Source organism: Kitasatospora sp. NPDC088134 (assembly GCF_044741705.1).
GTDB lineage: Bacteria > Actinomycetota > Actinomycetes > Streptomycetales > Streptomycetaceae > Kitasatospora.
This window is the reverse complement of the sequence record NZ_JBIUTD010000017.1, coordinates 1-14,255: the sequence shown is the minus strand read 5'-3', so window position 1 is coordinate 14,255 and position 14,255 is coordinate 1. Positions and strand designations below refer to the sequence as shown.

At 75.7% G+C, this 14,255-nt stretch carries 15 protein-coding genes; 8 read left to right on the top strand and 7 right to left on the bottom strand.

Translation table 11 applies throughout. The annotated features are described in order from the left end of the window. The first annotated feature begins 22 nt into the window (after positions 1 to 22). Positions 23 to 1,930 (top strand): transketolase, encoded by a 1,908-nt coding sequence (locus ACIOHG_RS24555; RefSeq protein WP_400953738.1) that lies wholly within the window; start codon positions 23 to 25, stop codon positions 1,928 to 1,930. Positions 1,931 to 2,046: 116 nt separating this feature from the next. Continuing rightward, complete coding sequence (locus tag ACIOHG_RS24550) at positions 2,047 to 2,373, top strand: putative quinol monooxygenase (RefSeq protein ID WP_400953737.1); 327 nt, start codon at positions 2,047 to 2,049, stop codon at positions 2,371 to 2,373. 30 nt (positions 2,374 to 2,403) lie between these two features. Here ACIOHG_RS24550 and efeO read toward each other — a convergent pair whose 3' ends face one another. From efeO to ACIOHG_RS24525, 5 genes are all read right to left on the bottom strand, one after another. Then, complete coding sequence (gene efeO / locus ACIOHG_RS24545; RefSeq protein ID WP_400953736.1) at positions 2,404 to 3,561, bottom strand: iron uptake system protein EfeO; 1,158 nt, start codon at positions 3,559 to 3,561, stop codon at positions 2,404 to 2,406. A gap of 105 nt (positions 3,562 to 3,666) precedes the next feature. After that, positions 3,667 to 4,329 carry a phosphatase PAP2 family protein gene (locus ACIOHG_RS24540; RefSeq protein WP_400953735.1) on the bottom strand — a complete coding sequence of 221 codons (663 nt, stop codon included), beginning with the start codon at positions 4,327 to 4,329 and terminating at the stop codon, positions 3,667 to 3,669. Then, positions 4,326 to 4,937, bottom strand: coding sequence for a phosphatase PAP2 family protein (locus tag ACIOHG_RS24535; protein WP_400953734.1), 612 nt, complete (start codon positions 4,935 to 4,937; stop codon positions 4,326 to 4,328). Before ACIOHG_RS24535 ends, ACIOHG_RS24540 begins: the two co-directional genes overlap by 4 nt. After that, positions 4,934 to 5,587 (bottom strand): DedA family protein, encoded by a 654-nt coding sequence (locus ACIOHG_RS24530; protein WP_400953733.1) that lies wholly within the window; start codon positions 5,585 to 5,587, stop codon positions 4,934 to 4,936. The genes ACIOHG_RS24535 and ACIOHG_RS24530 overlap by 4 nt, the downstream gene beginning before the upstream one ends. Before the next feature lie 124 nt (positions 5,588 to 5,711). Beyond that, positions 5,712 to 6,512: a hypothetical protein gene (locus ACIOHG_RS24525; protein ID WP_400953732.1), complete on the bottom strand. Its 801-nt coding sequence runs from the start codon at positions 6,510 to 6,512 to the stop codon at positions 5,712 to 5,714. 132 nt (positions 6,513 to 6,644) lie between these two features. Between ACIOHG_RS24525 and ACIOHG_RS24520 the strand changes: the two genes are divergently transcribed. Together ACIOHG_RS24520 and ACIOHG_RS24515 are read left to right on the top strand one after the other, a co-directional pair. Continuing rightward, on the top strand, positions 6,645 to 7,322 hold the full coding sequence (locus ACIOHG_RS24520) for a response regulator transcription factor (RefSeq protein ID WP_400953731.1): 678 nt from the start codon (positions 6,645 to 6,647) through the stop codon (positions 7,320 to 7,322). Then, on the top strand, positions 7,315 to 8,751 hold the full coding sequence (locus ACIOHG_RS24515; protein ID WP_400953730.1) for an ATP-binding protein: 1,437 nt from the start codon (positions 7,315 to 7,317) through the stop codon (positions 8,749 to 8,751). Before ACIOHG_RS24520 ends, ACIOHG_RS24515 begins: the two co-directional genes overlap by 8 nt. A 55-nt stretch (positions 8,752 to 8,806) precedes the next feature. Here the strand turns inward: ACIOHG_RS24515 and ACIOHG_RS24510 are convergent, their stop codons facing one another. Together ACIOHG_RS24510 and ACIOHG_RS24505 are read right to left on the bottom strand one after the other, a co-directional pair. Beyond that, positions 8,807 to 9,430 carry a dihydrofolate reductase family protein gene (locus tag ACIOHG_RS24510; protein ID WP_400953729.1) on the bottom strand — a complete coding sequence of 208 codons (624 nt, stop codon included), beginning with the start codon at positions 9,428 to 9,430 and terminating at the stop codon, positions 8,807 to 8,809. A gap of 76 nt (positions 9,431 to 9,506) precedes the next feature. Then, positions 9,507 to 9,962, bottom strand: a complete 456-nt coding sequence (locus ACIOHG_RS24505; RefSeq protein ID WP_400953728.1) for a MarR family winged helix-turn-helix transcriptional regulator — start codon at positions 9,960 to 9,962, stop codon at positions 9,507 to 9,509. An 89-nt stretch (positions 9,963 to 10,051) separates the two neighbouring features. Here ACIOHG_RS24505 and ACIOHG_RS24500 point away from each other — a divergent pair, with 89 nt between their 5' ends. From ACIOHG_RS24500 to ACIOHG_RS24485, 4 genes are all read left to right on the top strand, one after another. Then, positions 10,052 to 10,978 carry a zinc-binding alcohol dehydrogenase family protein gene (locus ACIOHG_RS24500; RefSeq protein ID WP_400953727.1) on the top strand — a complete coding sequence of 309 codons (927 nt, stop codon included), beginning with the start codon at positions 10,052 to 10,054 and terminating at the stop codon, positions 10,976 to 10,978. A 43-nt stretch (positions 10,979 to 11,021) separates the two neighbouring features. After that, positions 11,022 to 11,690 carry a class I SAM-dependent methyltransferase gene (locus ACIOHG_RS24495; protein WP_400953726.1) on the top strand — a complete coding sequence of 223 codons (669 nt, stop codon included), beginning with the start codon at positions 11,022 to 11,024 and terminating at the stop codon, positions 11,688 to 11,690. A gap of 170 nt (positions 11,691 to 11,860) precedes the next feature. Beyond that, positions 11,861 to 13,948 (top strand): HelD family protein, encoded by a 2,088-nt coding sequence (locus ACIOHG_RS24490; RefSeq protein WP_400953725.1) that lies wholly within the window; start codon positions 11,861 to 11,863, stop codon positions 13,946 to 13,948. Positions 13,949 to 14,085: 137 nt separating this feature from the next. Next, positions 14,086 to 14,255 (top strand): transposase (locus tag ACIOHG_RS24485; RefSeq protein WP_400953846.1); only part of this gene is annotated, 170 nt, incomplete at its 3' end.

The following is a 14,255-nucleotide window of genomic DNA, read 5'->3' as shown; positions in this document are numbered from 1 at the left end:
CCGCCCCGAAAGGCGCCCCGCCATGAACGTGCAGACCCTGCTCGGCCCCGACACCGCGCTGGACCAGGTCTTCGAGCTGGCGCAGCAGCTGCGGGTCGACGCGATCCGCGCCAGCACCTCCGCCGGGTCCGGGCACCCCACCTCCAGCCTGTCCGCGGCCGACCTGGCGGCCGTGCTGATGACCCGTCACCTGCGCTACGACTGGGCCGACCCCGACAACCGGGCCGCCGACCACCTGGTGCTCTCCAAGGGGCACGCCTCGCCGCTGCTGTACGCGATGGCCAAGGCCGCGGGCGCGGTCACCGACCGGGAGCTGATGACCGGCTACCGCCGGTTCGGCCACCGCCTGCAGGGGCACCCGACGCCCGTGCTGCCCTGGGTGGACCTGGCGACCGGCTCGCTGGGCCAGGGGATCGCCTGCGCGGTGGGCATCGCGCTGGCCGGGCGCGACCTGGAGCACCGGGACTTCCGGGTCTGGACGCTGTGCGGCGACAGCGAGACCGCCGAGGGCTCGGTCTGGGAGGCGCTGGACGCGGCCGGGCGGCACCGGCTCGGCAACTTCACCGCGATCGTCGACGTCAACCGCCTCGGCCAGCGCGGGCCCACCGCACTCCAGTGGGACACCGCCTCGTACGCCCGCCGGATCGAGGCCTTCGGCTGCCGGGCGCTGGTGGTGGACGGGCACGACCTGGCGGCCGTCGACGAGGCGTTCCGCACCGCCGCCGACGGCTCCGCGCCGACCGTGGTGGTGGCCCGCACCGTGAAGGGCCGGGGCGTCGCCGAGGTCGCCGACCGGGAGGGCTGGCACGGCAAGCCGCTGCCGGAGGACCTGGCCGAGCGGGCCGTCGCCGAACTCGGCGGCGTCCGCGACCTGCGGGTGCGCGGCCCGCGCCCGCCGCAGGACGCCCCGCGGGCGAAGACCGCCGCCCCGGCGGTCGAGCTGCCGGAGTTCGAGATCGGCGACGAGATCGCCACCCGGGTCGCGTTCGGCAAGGCGCTGGCCGCGCTCGGCGCCCGCCCCGAGGTGGTGGCGCTGGACGCCGAGGTCGGGAACTCCACCCACGCCGAGGACTTCGCCGAAGCCCACCCCGACCGGTACGTGCAGAGCTACATCGCCGAGCAGCAGCTGGTCGCCACCGCCGTCGGGACGGCCGTGCGCGGTTTCCGCCCGTACGCCACCACCTTCGCGGCCTTCCTCACCCGGGCCCACGACTTCGTCCGGATGGCCGCCGTCTCGGAGGTCGACCTGACGCTGTGCGGCACCCACTGCGGGGTGGAGATCGGCGCCGACGGCCCGTCCCAGATGGGCCTGGAGGACCTGGCGATGATGCGGGCCGTCCGCGGCTCCACCGTGCTGTACCCGAGCGACGCGGCCTCCGCCGCCGCGCTGACCGCCGCGGCCGCCGACCTGCCGGGCATCGGCTACCTGCGCACCACCCGCGGCGCCTACCCCGTGCTGTACGGGCCCGCCGAGGAGTTCCCGGTCGGCGGGTCGAAGACGCCGCGCGGCGGCGGCCCCGAGGACCGGGTCACGCTGGTCGGCGCCGGGGTCACCCTGCACGAGTGCCTGGCCGCCGCCGACCGGCTCGCGGCGGAGGGCGTCGAGGCCCGGGTGATCGACCTCTACTCGGTCAAGCCGCTCGACGCCGACACCCTGGCCCGGGCCGCCCGGGAGACCGGCGCCCTGGTGGTGGCCGAGGACCACCGCCCCGAGGGCGGCCTCGGCGAGGCCGTGCTCGCCGCCCTGGACGAGGCGGGCGAGCACCCGGCGCTGGCCCGGCTCGCCGTCACCGTCCTGCCCGGCTCCGGCAGCAGCGCGGAACAGCTGCACGCCGCCGGGATCGACCGGGCGGCGATCGCGGCCGCCGCCCGCCGCCTGCTCAGCGGCGGCGGAGCACCGGGCGGCGGAGCGCCGGGCGCCGGGGCGTGAGCAGCGCGGTGTGACCCGCGCGACGCCGCCGGCCCGGGCGTGCCGCGCTCCCGGGCCGGCGGCGGCGTGGCACGGTGGGGCCGACAGTCCGCCGTCCCGGGAAGCAGGAAGCAGTCATGATCTTCATCGCGGTCAAGTTCACCGTCCGGCCCGAGCGCAGCGACACCTGGCTCGACCTGGTCGCGGACTTCACGGCGGCGACCAGGGCCGAGCCAGGCAACCTGTTCTTCGAGTGGTCGCGCAGCGTCGACGACCCGCACTGCTTCGTGCTGCTGGAGGCCTTCGCCGACGGCGCGGCGGGCGCCCGGCACGTGGAGTCGGCGCACTTCGGGGCGGCGATGGAGGCGATGGCGGGTGCGATCGCCACCGTCCCGGAGATCGTCAACGTCGAGACCCCCGGCACCGGCTGGTCCGCGATGGCCGAGCTGCGCCCCACCTCCTGAGCGGGCCCGGCCCGGCCCCGTCCGGCGGGTCTACTTGGTGACGACGGCGGCGGCGAGCTTGGAGAGGGGTTCGCCGAGGGAGTTGACGGCGTCGGAGAAGGTCTTGCGGCGGTCCTCGGGGACCTGGTCGTAGGGGGTGTAGGTGCCGTCGGGGTGGCGGTACTGGGCGAGGAGGGCGGTGATCTTCTCGAACTCGGTGTCGAGGGTGCGGGTGAGGGCGGGGTCGTGGTCGGCGGCGACGGGCTTGAGGAGTTCGTAGGCCTGGCGGGCGCCCTCGACGTTGGCGGCGAAGTCGGACAGGTCGGTGTGGCTGTAGCGGTCCTCCTCGCCGGTGATCTTGTTCTTGGCGACCTCGTCGAGGAGTTCCTTGGCGCCGTTGGCCATGCCGGTGGGGGTGATCTCGGCGGCGGGGATGCGCTTCTGCCAGTCCTTGAGGTCGGTGACGAGCTGGGCGGCGAGGGCCTTCTCCTCCTCGCCCACCTTGTTGTCGGCCCACAGGGCCTTCTCCAGGCGGTGCCAGCCGGTCCACTGCTGGCCGTCCTCGAGGGCGTCCTCGCGGGTGTCGGTCTTCGGGTCGATGTCGCCGAAGCTCTCCGCCACCGGTTCGGTGCGCTCCCAGCCGACGCGGGAGGGGGCGAACAGGGCCTTGGCCTTGTCCAGGTCGCCGGCGGTGAGGGCGGCGGCGAACTGCTCGACGACGGGGATGGTGGCGTCGGCCTGCTCCTGGGCGTAGGCGCGGTAGTCGGCGACCGCGCGGGTCAGGCGCTCGTCGGTGGGGGCGGCGGCGGTGGTGGCGGCGGTGACGGTGATCTTCTGGCGGATGCCGTCGCCGGTCATGCCGGGCTTGCAGGCCACCTCGTAGGCGCCGGCCTTGATCTCGGCGTTGACGGTGGCCTTGGTGCCGGGGCCGATGTTCTCCCGCTCGGTGACGATCCGGTCGCCCTCGGCGTAGACGTAGACCTCGGTGGTCTTGCCGCCCTTGTTGGCGACCTCGAACTCCACGTGCCCCGCCGGGAAGGACGTGCGCGACAGCTCGCACTTGTCGTCGGTGGCGGTCACCCGCACCGGCCCGCCCGCCGCGTCCGCCGAGCCCTTCCCCGCGTCCTTCTTCGAACAGCCCACCAGCCCCGCCCCCGCCACGGCGAGGACCAGGAACGCGGCAGCGACGGAACGACGACGGGCAGACATGGGAACTCCGGGGGTGCAGAGGGGAAGTGACGCGTGGTCGAGCGGTCGTACGGCTCGGCGGCGCGCCAAGGCGAGGCACACCTTACTAAGGTTTGCCTAACCTGTCTACTTGCCTTGTAGTCCCCCCGGCCGGCGGAGCGGCGCCCCCAGCAGGAACACCCCCAGCGCCAGCCAGCCCGCCGCCAGCAGCCACCCGCCCAGCACGTCCAGCGGCCAGTGCACCCCCAGGTAGACCCGGCTCAGCCCGATCGCCCCCGCGAACAGCACCGCCCCGACCCGCGCACCCACCCGGACCGCCCGCCGCCCCGACCCCGCCAGGGCCAGCGCCAGCAGCCCCGCCGACACCGCCGAGGTGAACGAGTGCCCGGACGGGAAGGAGAACCCGGACGCGTCGAACGCCCACCCCGAGGCCGGCGGACGGGGCCGCCCGAAGCCGTGCATCAGCGCCTGCCGCAGCAGCTGACCCGCGATCAGCCACCCCACCGGCAGCAGCAGCCATCGCACCCCGGCGGCCGTCCGGTACCCGTACGGCCGGGCCGCGCACGCCCCGGCGGCCAGCGCCAGCAGGTACGGGAACACGTCCGTCCCCAGCGAGGTCAGCCACTCGGCGGCCGTCTCCGCCCCGGCCGGACGGTGCGCCACCGACCAGTCCACCGCCGCCCGTTCGAAGCCGAACGGCAGCCAGTCGCGCCGGGCCAGCACCACCGCCAGCACCGCGAACAGCGTCCAGCACACCGCCAGCACGGCCCGCGGCCGCCGCGCGCTCACGCCGCCGCCAGCCAGGGCCGCAGCCGCCCCGCCCGGGCCCGCTCCACCAGCGGCGCGCCGTACCGGGCCAGCAGGCCCAGCAGGTACCCGGCCGCCGTGCCGACCAGCGCGCCCAGCAGCACGTCGTGCGGGTAGTGCACCCCCACCAGCACCCGGGACAGCCCCATCGCCACCGCCAGCACCGCCGCGAGCGCGCCCAGCCGCCGGTCCGCGTGCCACAGCACCGCCGCGCCCGCGAACACGATCACCGTGTGGTTGCTCGGCAGCGACCAGTCCCCGACGCCCGGGCAGACCTCCAGGGTCCGCCCCGCGTCCAGCACCTGACAGGGCCTCGGCTCGCGCAGCACCGACTTCAGCGCGGTGTCCGCCGCGAACGCCAGCACCACCGCGAACGGGGCGGCCAGCACCCGCGCCATCGCCGCCCCGTCCGTCCGGCGGGCCCGCCACCAGGCCGCCAGCATCAGCACCGCGAGCAGGCCCAGGCCGTACGCGGAGAACCCGGCGACCAGGTGCTGCACCGGCCCCGGCAGGTGCTGGGCCCAGTGGTCGACCCGCAGGTACAGGCCGCCGTCGATCGGCCGGCCGTCCAGCGCGAGCGGCGCGCTCATCGGGCCCCGGCCCGGCGCGAGCGCAGCAGCTCCAGCCCGATCGGCAGCAGCGAGAGCGCCACCACCAGGGCGACGATCGGCAGCAGGTAGTGGTCCACGTTCGGCACCGAGGAGCCCAGCCCGTACCCGGCCAGCACCAGCCCCACCGTCCAGACCAGGCCGCCCGCGACCTGCCAGAGCGTGAAGGTCCGGGTGCCCACGCCCAGTGCCCCCGCCAGCGGGTTCAGCACCGTCCGGACGATCGGGACGAAGCGCGCCAGCACCACCGCCCGGCCGTGCCCGTACCGGGACAGGAACTCCTCGGCCCGCAGCGCGCCCTCGTGCAGCCGCTTGTTCCGCGACCTGGCCAGCAGCGCCCGGCCGCCGCGCCGCCCGAGCAGGAAGCCGACCTGCGCGCCCGCCAGCGCGCCCGCCGCGGCCGCCACCAGCACCTGCCACAGCACCAGGTGCGGCCCGCCGTGCCCGCCGGTGGTGCACAGCAGCCCGGCGGTGAACAGCAGCGAGTCGCCCGGCAGGAAGAACCCGACCAGCAGGCCGGTCTCGGCGAACAGCACCGCGGCGATGCCCAGCGCGCCGAACGCGCCGAGCAGCGAGCCCGCGTCCAGCGGATTGACGGCCAGCTGGGCCGGGAGGGCGTGCAGAACGGACATCAGGGGGAGCGCCTTTCCGAAGGGCCGGGAGGAGCGGGCCGGGGAACGTCCGGCCCCGCCCGCCGCCGACCCGACCAGCATGGCCGATCGGGACTGAAGGGTTGCTGAAGACCTGAAGGCGTCTTCAGCCGGTGTCGCCCGGACGGGCCCGCCGGGCGGCGAGTACCTCCCGCAGCACGGCACCGGCCACCACCGCGCCCAGCACCAGACTCACCGGGCCGGTCCCCAGCCCGAGGCCGCCGCGGGCCGGACCGACCCCGGCCCAGTCCGCGAAGGACGCCCCCAGCGGCCGGGTCAGCACGTACGCCCACCAGAAGGCGGTCACCGGCGGCAGCCGGAACACCCGGTGGCCGAGCGCGGGCACCGCGATCAGCGCCGCGAACAGCCCGCCCGAGGCCAGGTAGCCCCAGCCCAGGGTGGCCGCCGTCAGGTCGCCCACCGCCGTGCCGAGCGCGAAGGTGGTCAGCACCGCCGCCCAGTACCAGACCTCCCGGCGCCCGCCGCGCACCTCCGCGACCGCGAGCGTCCCCTCGGTGCGCCGCCACAGCACGAACACGGCGGCCAGCACCAGCGCGAACACGGCCGCCGAGACGGCGTACGGCACGCCCAGCGCCACGTGCGCGACATCGGCGGCCATCGTGCCGAACACGCTGACCAGCACCACCGCCCCCCAGTACACGGCCGGCCGGTAGCGGTCGGCCCGGGCCTGCGCCAGCAGCGCCGCCGCCAGCAGCACGGCGGCGCCCGCCACCGCGGGGACCGGCCCGAGCGTGCGGGCCAGCCAGTCCGAGGCGGTCTCGCCCAGGCCGGTGGTGAGGACCTTGACCGCCCAGAACCCGGCGGTCACCTCCGGCACCTTGCTCCACGGCCGGGCCGGCGCCCCGTCAGGACGCCGTTCGGCGAAGGTCGTTGTGGTGGCGCTCACGGCCCAGCGGCTCCTCTCGCGGTCCGCACCGCGCGGACGACCGGCCCAGCATGGCCGGGGCGCGCTGAAGGGTTGCTGAAGACCTGAAGGCGTCTTCAGGATTCCGGCCCGGCGGCCTGCGACCCTGGAGGCATGCGCGTACTGGTGGTGGAGGACGAACGGCGGCTGGCCCTGGCGATCAAGCACGGGCTGGAGGTCGAGGGCTTCGCCGTGGACATCGTCCACGACGGGCTGTCCGGCCTGGCCCGGGCCACCGCCCACGCCTACGACGTGATCGTCCTGGACATCATGCTGCCCGGCCTGAACGGCTACCGGGTCTGCTCCCGACTGCGGGCCGCGGGCAGCGACGCCGGCATCCTGATGCTGACCGCCAAGGACGGCGAGTGGGACGAGGCCGAGGCGCTGGACACCGGCGCCGACGACTACCTGTCCAAGCCGTTCTCCTTCGTGGTGCTGGTCGCCCGGCTCCGGGCGCTGGCCCGGCGGATCGGCTCCCGCGCGCCGCGCCGCACCGTGCTGGGCGACCTGGTGGTGGACTCCGCCGCCCGCACCTGCACCCGGGCCGGGGAGCCGGTCGCCCTGACGCCCCGCGAGTTCGCCGTTCTCGACCACCTGGCCCGGCGGGCCGGGGAGGCCGTCTCCAAGCGGGAGATCCTGGCGGAGGTCTGGGACAGCGGGCCCGACAGCGACCCCAACACCGTCGAGGTCCACATCAGCGCGCTCCGCCGCAAGATCGACGCCCCGTTCGGGCGCTCCGCCGTCCAGACCGTGCGCGGCGCCGGGTACCGGCTGGCGGCCGACGGTGGCTGAGCGGGAGCCCGCGCTGACCGGGCGGAAGGGGCCCGGTGGGGTGCTGCGGCGGTTGCTGGCCCGGCCCCGGGTCGCCGCCGCCGTCGAGCGGTTCGCGCCGCGCTCGGTCCGCACCCGGACCACGCTCGCCGCCTGCGCCAGCGTCGCCGTCGTGCTGCTGGTCGCCTCCGCGGCCGTCCTGCTGGTGCTCCGGGTCAACCTGCAGCGCACCGTCGAGGCCGGGGCCCGCGAGCAGGCCCGGGCGGTGGCCCGGATCGCCGCCGAGGGCCGGCTGCCCGCGCAGCTCCCGCTCGACCACGGCACCGACTTCATCCAGGTCACCGACCGGGACGGGACGGTCCTCGCGGCCAGCCAGAACCTGGCCGGCCACCCCGCGCTCGCCCCTGGCGCCGACGGCGGCCGCGGCACCTTCGACCTGGGCGCCCTCGGCGACGAGCACCACCAGCGGGTCAGCACCCTCACCGCCGACACCCCCACCGGCCCCGTCACCGTCCGGGTCGGCGCCTCGCTGCACACCGCCGACACCGCCGAGGACCTCACCACCGCCGCGCTCGGCGCGCTCAGCGCCCTGCTGGTCGCCACCGTCGGCGTCCTCACCTGGCGGACCACCGGCCGGGCGCTGCGCCCGGTCGAGGCGATCCGCTCCCGGGTCGCCGCGATCGGCGACCGCGAACTCGACCGCCGGGTCCCCGAGCCCGCGGGCGACGACGAGATCGCCCGCCTGGCCCGCACCATGAACGCGATGCTGGACCGACTGGAGGCCGCCGGGGTCCGCCAGCGCCGCTTCATCGCCGACGCCTCGCACGAACTGCGCAGCCCGCTGGCCGTGCTGCGCACCCAGCTCGACGTCGCGCACACCCACCCCGACCCGGAGGTCCGCGCCGCGATGGTCGAGGGCGCCCGGCAGGACACCGAGCGCCTCCAGTCGCTGGCCGCCGACCTGCTGCTGCTGGCCCGGCTCGACGCGGCCGGCGACGACGGGCCGCGCACCGGCGTCGACCTGGCCGAGCTCGCCCGCACCGCCGCCGGGGCCCGCGGCCCGCTGCCGGTGGCCGTGACCGGGCCGCCGACGCTGGGCGTCACCGGCAACCCGCTCTGGCTGGGCCGGCTGCTCACCAACCTGCTCGACAACGCCCGGCGGCACGCCCGCTCCCGGATCGAGGTCCGGCTCGCCGCGGAGGACGGCCGGGCCGTGCTGGAGGTCGCCGACGACGGCCCCGGCATCGCCCCCGCCGACCGCGAGCGGATCTTCGAACGGTTCACCCGGCTCGACGACGCGCGCAGCCGCGACGACGGCGGTACCGGGCTCGGCCTCCCGATCGCCCGCGACATCGCGGCCCTGCACGGCGGCGCCCTCACCGTCGAGGACGCCCCCGGCGGGGCGACCTTCCGGCTGGTGCTGCCGCTCGCGGCCCCCGACGGTCCGTGAGGCGAGCCCCTGACGGTCCGCCGGGGGCGGTCTCCGACGGTCCGCCGGGCGGCGGTCAGTCCTCCGGGCGGTAGTCGGCCATGTCGCCGGTCGCCGGGACGCCGTCGGCGAGCGCGTAGCGCAGGAAGACCGCGCCGCGCGGGCCGGCGGCGGGCGGCTCCAGCAGGGTGAGGTTGGTGGGGACGGTGCCCTCCGCGAACACCTTCTTGCCGGTGCCGAGCACGATCGGGTGCACCAGCAGGTCCAGCCGGTCGAACAGCTTCTCGCGCAGCAGGGTCTGCACCAGGTCCAGGCTGCCGACCACCTTCACGTGCTCGTGCTTGTCCCGGATCTCCCGCACCGCCGCGGGCAGGTCCGGCCCCAGCTGCACCGAACCGGCCCAGGGCAGCTCGATCGCGCTCCGCGAGGCCACGTACTTCGGCACCCGGTTGAACAACTCGGCGAACGGGTTGTCCCCGGCCTGCGGCCAGTAGGCGGCGAAGATGTCGTACGTCCGCCGCCCGAGCAGCAGGGCGTCCGTCCCCACGTACGACGCGTCGATCTGCGCCCCGGCGACCTCGTCCATCAGCGGCACCTGCCAGCCGCCGAACGCGAACCCCTCCGGGTCCTCCTCCGGCCCGCCCGGCGCCTGCCCGACCAGGTCCAGGGTGGTGAACAGCTCGATGTGGATCAGGCCCATGGCGTGCTCCCGGTGTGTCGGATCGTCCGACCGGTCTCTCCGGTCTCACCATGCAGACGAACCGGGCCGGGCGAACTCATCGGTCCCCGCCGCTCCGATCCGTTCCGGCCTCGTGCAGGCGGGTCAGCAGGGCGGTCAGCTGCTCGCGCTCGGCGGGGGTGAGCGGGGCGAGCAGTTCGGCGTTGGCGGCCTCGGCCAGGGCCGTGCAGCGGGCCAGCACGGCGGTGCCGTCCGGGGTGACGGTGACGACGTTCTTGCGGCGGTCGGAGGGGTGCGGGCTGCGCAGCACGAGGCCGGCCTGCTGGAGGTGGTTGAGGACGACGACCAGGTCCTTGGGGTCGATGGGCCGGTAGCGGCTCAGGTCGGCCTGGGTGACGGGGCCGTACTCGGCGGCGGCGGCCAGCACCGCGAACTGCAGGAGCCTGAGGCCCTCCGTGGCGATTGCGGCGGAGACCAGCTCCCGGCCCCGGTCTGCGAGCCGACCGGCGAGCCAGGACGGCAGGCTCTCGATGCGCTGGAGGTCTGAGGTCACGGGAACAGACTAGCGAAAGTCGTTGGACAGCCCCATGGTTTCATCCTATCGTTGGACCATCCAATGAATTTCCGGCGGGGGAGAGCACTGTGCTGCGCATTCGTCACAAGGCCGAGGGCAAACCCGGTGCGCTGCTCGCCGAGCGGGTCGACCGGCCGGAGCCCGCTGCCGGCGAGCTGCTGGTCCGGGTCGGCGCGATCGGGGTGACCCTGCCCACCGTGCGCAAGCTGTGGGAGCGCGGCGACGGGCCGGTGGCGCTCGGGGGCGAGATCGCCGGGGAGGTCGTCGCGCTGGGCCCGGGGGTCGAGGACTTCGCCCTGGGGGAGCACGTCACCGGCCTGTGCTTCGCCGACGCCTACGCCGAGTTCGCGGTCCTGAGCACCGCGATGGCCTCCCGGGTGCCGGCCGGGGTCACCGCGGTGGACGCCGTCGCCGTGGTCCGCAGCGGCCTGGTGGCACTCGGCGCCTACGAGGCGGCCCGCCCGCAGCTGCACGAATCGGTGCTGGTCACGGCGGCGGCCAGCGGGGTCGGCGTGATGGCCCTGCAGTACGCCCGGGCCCTCGGGGCGGGGCGCGTGGTCGCGGCCGTCAGCAGCCGGGCCAAGGTCGACTTCGTCCGCTGGATGGGCGCCGACGAGGTGGTCCGCTACGCGGACGCCGACTGGGGCGGCCCGTACGACGTGATCCTCGACGGCGTCGGCGGCGACCTGCTCGCCCCCGCCGTCCGCTGCCTCGCACCCGGCGGCCGGCTGGTCGCCTTCAGCTCCGGCGGCGGCGCCGTCGAGGCCCATGAGCTCCTGCTCCGCGGCGCCTCGCTGATCGGCTTCCAGATGCGCGCCGTCGCCGCGGGGCAGCCCGAGCGCCACGCCCGCTGGCAGCGCGAACTCTGGCAGCTGTACGGCGCAGGCACCCTCCGTCCCGCCGTCCACGCCCAGATCCCGCTCAGCCAGGCCGCCCGGGCCCACGCCCTGGTCGAACGGCGCCGCAACCTCGGCAAGGTCGTCCTCGTCCCCTGACGGGGGTTCCGCCGGCCCCGCGGGGCTGATGGACTTTCCGACCATGACGACCTTTCAGCCCCGGGTCCTGCAGGCGCTGGAGCGCTTCCACGCCGCCCGCCCCTGGGACCACAACGCCCACTACCACCGGTGGATGCTGCGCCGCCTCCCCGCCCGCTTCGGCACGGCCCTGGACGTCGGCTCCGGCAGCGGGGACCTCGCCAGAATCCTGGCCACCCGGGCGGCGGCCGTGCACGGGATCGACGCCGACCCCGCGATCGTCGACCGCGCGCGGGAACTCACCGACCCCGCCGCCCCGGTGGCCTTCACCGTCGCCGCCGCCCCGGAGGAACTGCCACCCGGCCGCCACGACGTGATCACCTGCGTCGCCACCCTCCACCACCTGCCGTTCGGCCCCGCCCTCACCCGCTTCCGCGCGTCCCTGGCTCCCGGCGGAACCCTGATCGTCCTCGGCCTCTACCACCCGCACACCCGGAGCGACCACCTGATCGAGGCCGTGGCCGTACCCGCGAACCTCGCCATGGCCTGGATCAGGAACAGGGGCCGGAAAGCACCCCGCCCGGCCTCGATGACCGCCCCGACCCGCCCGGCGACCATGACCTTCCCCGACATCACCCGCGAGGCCCGCCGCCTCCTCCCCGGCGCCCGCCTGCGCCGCCGCCTGTTCTGGCGCTACTCGCTGGTCTGGCAGCGGCCCGGGGAGACGGATTGACACCGATTTCCGTCGGAAATTCGAATGCGGGTGGCGGCCCGGGGTTCCGGAATTCGTCGGAAATGCGGGCGGGCGGAAATGGGAGACACAGCTGCGAAGGGAAAGTCAACATTTACTTTCCCGGGGGCGATCTGCATAGTGGTGGGTCGAATCGAGAGGGGGGCTCTTCTTTGGCGGAGATCCACGGCGACGCCGGGCAGCAGGTGGAGCTGGAGCGGGTGCAGGTGTCCGCGATCGGGGAACTGTTCGACGAGCGGCTGGCCGGGGCGCGGGCGCAGTTGCGGGAGGTGCTCGCGGCGGTGGCGGACGGCGCGGGCGCGGTGTACGAGCGGGAGGTCGCGGCCGGGCGGCTGGCGGGGGAGGTGCGGCGGCTGGAGGGGGCCGAGGGCGGGCTGGTGTTCGGCCGGATCGACCTGGCGGACGGGACGGCGCTGCGGATCGGGCGGCTGGGCCTGCAGCGGGACGGCGACGAACTGCCGGTGCTGGTGGACTGGCGGGCGGCGGCGGCCCGGGCCTTCTACGAGGCGACCCCGGTGCACCCGATGGGGCTGCGCCGGCGCCGCCACCTGAGCGTGGCGGACCGCACCGTGCTCGGGGTGAGCGACGAACTGCTGGACGGCTCGGCCCCGGCGGCGGGGGACGTCCTCGGCGACGGCCCGCTCGCGGCGGCGCTGCAGGCCCGCCGCACCGGCCGGATGGGCACGGCGGTGGCCACCCTCCAGGTGGAGCAGGACGCGATCGTCCGCTCCCCGCACCGCGGGGTGACGGTGGTGCAGGGCGGCCCGGGCACCGGGAAGACGGTGGTGGCGCTGCACCGCGCCGCGTACGTGCTGTACGCGTTCCCGAAGGCCGCCGAGCGCGGCGTGCTGGTGCTGGGCCCGAACGCGCGCTTCCTGGACTACGTCTCCCAGGTGCTGCCCTCGCTCGGCGAGAACGACGTCGTGCTGGCGACCTGCGAGGAACTGGCCGGGGTCCGGCCCGGAGCCGCCGACGGCTTCGCGGCCGCCCGCCTCAAGGGCCGCGCCGACCTGGCCGGGGCGCTGGCCGCCGTGGTCCGGGCCCGGCAGGCGCCGGACGGGGAGTTCGCCGTCCGGGTCGGTCAGGAGTGGGTCCGGCTGGACGCGGCGGAGGTCGCCGGGGCCCGCGAGGCGGCCCGGGCCGGCGGGGCCGCCCACAACCGGGCGCGCGAACTGTTCCTGGAACTGCTGGTGGACGCCCTGGTGGACACGCTGGCCCGGGGCACGGCCGAGACCCTGGAGCGGCTGGACGCCGAGGTCGCCCTGCTCACCGGCATCGACCTGGACCGGATGGCGGCCCGGGACCTGCACCGGCTCGGCCTCGACGCCGAACCCACCGCCGGCGGCGAGGAGTTCGACGCCGACGCGGTCCGGGCCGCGCTGCTGGACGACGCCCATCTGGACCGGGCCGTCGAACGGCTCTGGCCCCGGCTGACCCCCGCCGAGGTGGTCGACGCGCTGCTTGCCGACCCCGCCGTGCTGGCCGCGCACCTGCCGCAACTCACCGACACCGAACGGGAGTTGCTGCTACGCACCCCCGGCGCGCCGTGGACCGGGGCGGACGTGCCGCTGCTCGACGAGGCGGCCGCCCTGGTGGACGGGCCGCCTGCGCGGGACTTCGGGCACGTCGTGGTGGACGAGGCCCAGGAGCTGACGGCCATGCAGTGGCGGACGGTGCTGCGCCGCTGTCCGTCCCGGTCGATGACGCTGGTCGGCGACTTCGCCCAGGCGGGCCCGGCGGCGACCGCCCGGGACTGGGACGAGGCGCTCGCCCCGCACCTCGGCCGGCGCTTCGACCTGCGCACCCTGACCGTCAGCTACCGCACCACGCAGCAGATCCTGGCCACCACCGGGGAACTGCTCCGCCGGATCGCCCCCGGGCAGCCGCCGGTCCGCTCGATCCGGCAGGGCGACGAACCGCGGACCGTCACGGCCGCCCCGGAGCGCCTGGTCGACGCGCTCCTGCACGAACTCCGCACCCAGGCCGCCGCCCACCCGGGCGACCTGCTCGGCGTGGTCTGCGCCGACGACCGGCTCCCGGCCCTGGCCGCCGCCGGCGTCGAGCACCACGCCCGCCTGGTCCCGGCCTCCGAGGCCCGCGGCCTGGAGTTCGACGAGGCCCTGGTGCTCGACCCGGACGGCATCGCCACCGCCCGCCCGGCCGGCGAACGCGACCTCTACGTCGCCCTGACCCGCGCCACCAAGCGCCTCTGCACCCTCCGGCCCGACCCGAACGCCTAGGCGGCGAGCCCCGGCCGGACGGGGAGGACGAACAGGGCGGGCAGATGTGAACGCCTGGGCGGCGGGCCCGGCCTGGGCTGGGCCGACGCGGGCTCCTAGGCCGTGTCCTGCCGATCAGTTGAGTCGTTGATGCGACTATGGGGAGTAGGGGTGATCTGACTGATGGTCAGTGGGAGCGGCTTCGTCCGCTGCTGCCGGTGAGCAACGGGCGCTGCGGCAGGTGGCGGGACCATCGGCAGGTTATCGACGGGATCCTGTACCGGACCCGGACGGGTGTGCCGTGGCGGGACCTTCCGGAGCGCTACGG

Excerpts from the sequence above, each read along its gene's own strand:
- ACIOHG_RS24555 (WP_400953738.1), top strand. The coding sequence starts at position 23 with ATGAACGTGCAGACCCTGCTCGGCCCCGACACCGCGCTGGACCAGGTC.
- ACIOHG_RS24520 (WP_400953731.1), top strand. The coding sequence starts at position 6,645 with ATGCGCGTACTGGTGGTGGAGGACGAACGGCGGCTGGCCCTGGCGATC.
- ACIOHG_RS24510 (WP_400953729.1), bottom strand. The coding sequence starts at position 9,430 with ATGGGCCTGATCCACATCGAGCTGTTCACCACCCTGGACCTGGTCGGG.
- ACIOHG_RS24495 (WP_400953726.1), top strand. The coding sequence starts at position 11,022 with ATGACGACCTTTCAGCCCCGGGTCCTGCAGGCGCTGGAGCGCTTCCAC.
- efeO (WP_400953736.1), bottom strand. The coding sequence starts at position 3,561 with ATGTCTGCCCGTCGTCGTTCCGTCGCTGCCGCGTTCCTGGTCCTCGCC.
- ACIOHG_RS24530 (WP_400953733.1), bottom strand. The coding sequence starts at position 5,587 with ATGTCCGTTCTGCACGCCCTCCCGGCCCAGCTGGCCGTCAATCCGCTG.
- ACIOHG_RS24535 (WP_400953734.1), bottom strand. The coding sequence starts at position 4,937 with ATGAGCGCGCCGCTCGCGCTGGACGGCCGGCCGATCGACGGCGGCCTG.
- ACIOHG_RS24550 (WP_400953737.1), top strand. The coding sequence starts at position 2,047 with ATGATCTTCATCGCGGTCAAGTTCACCGTCCGGCCCGAGCGCAGCGAC.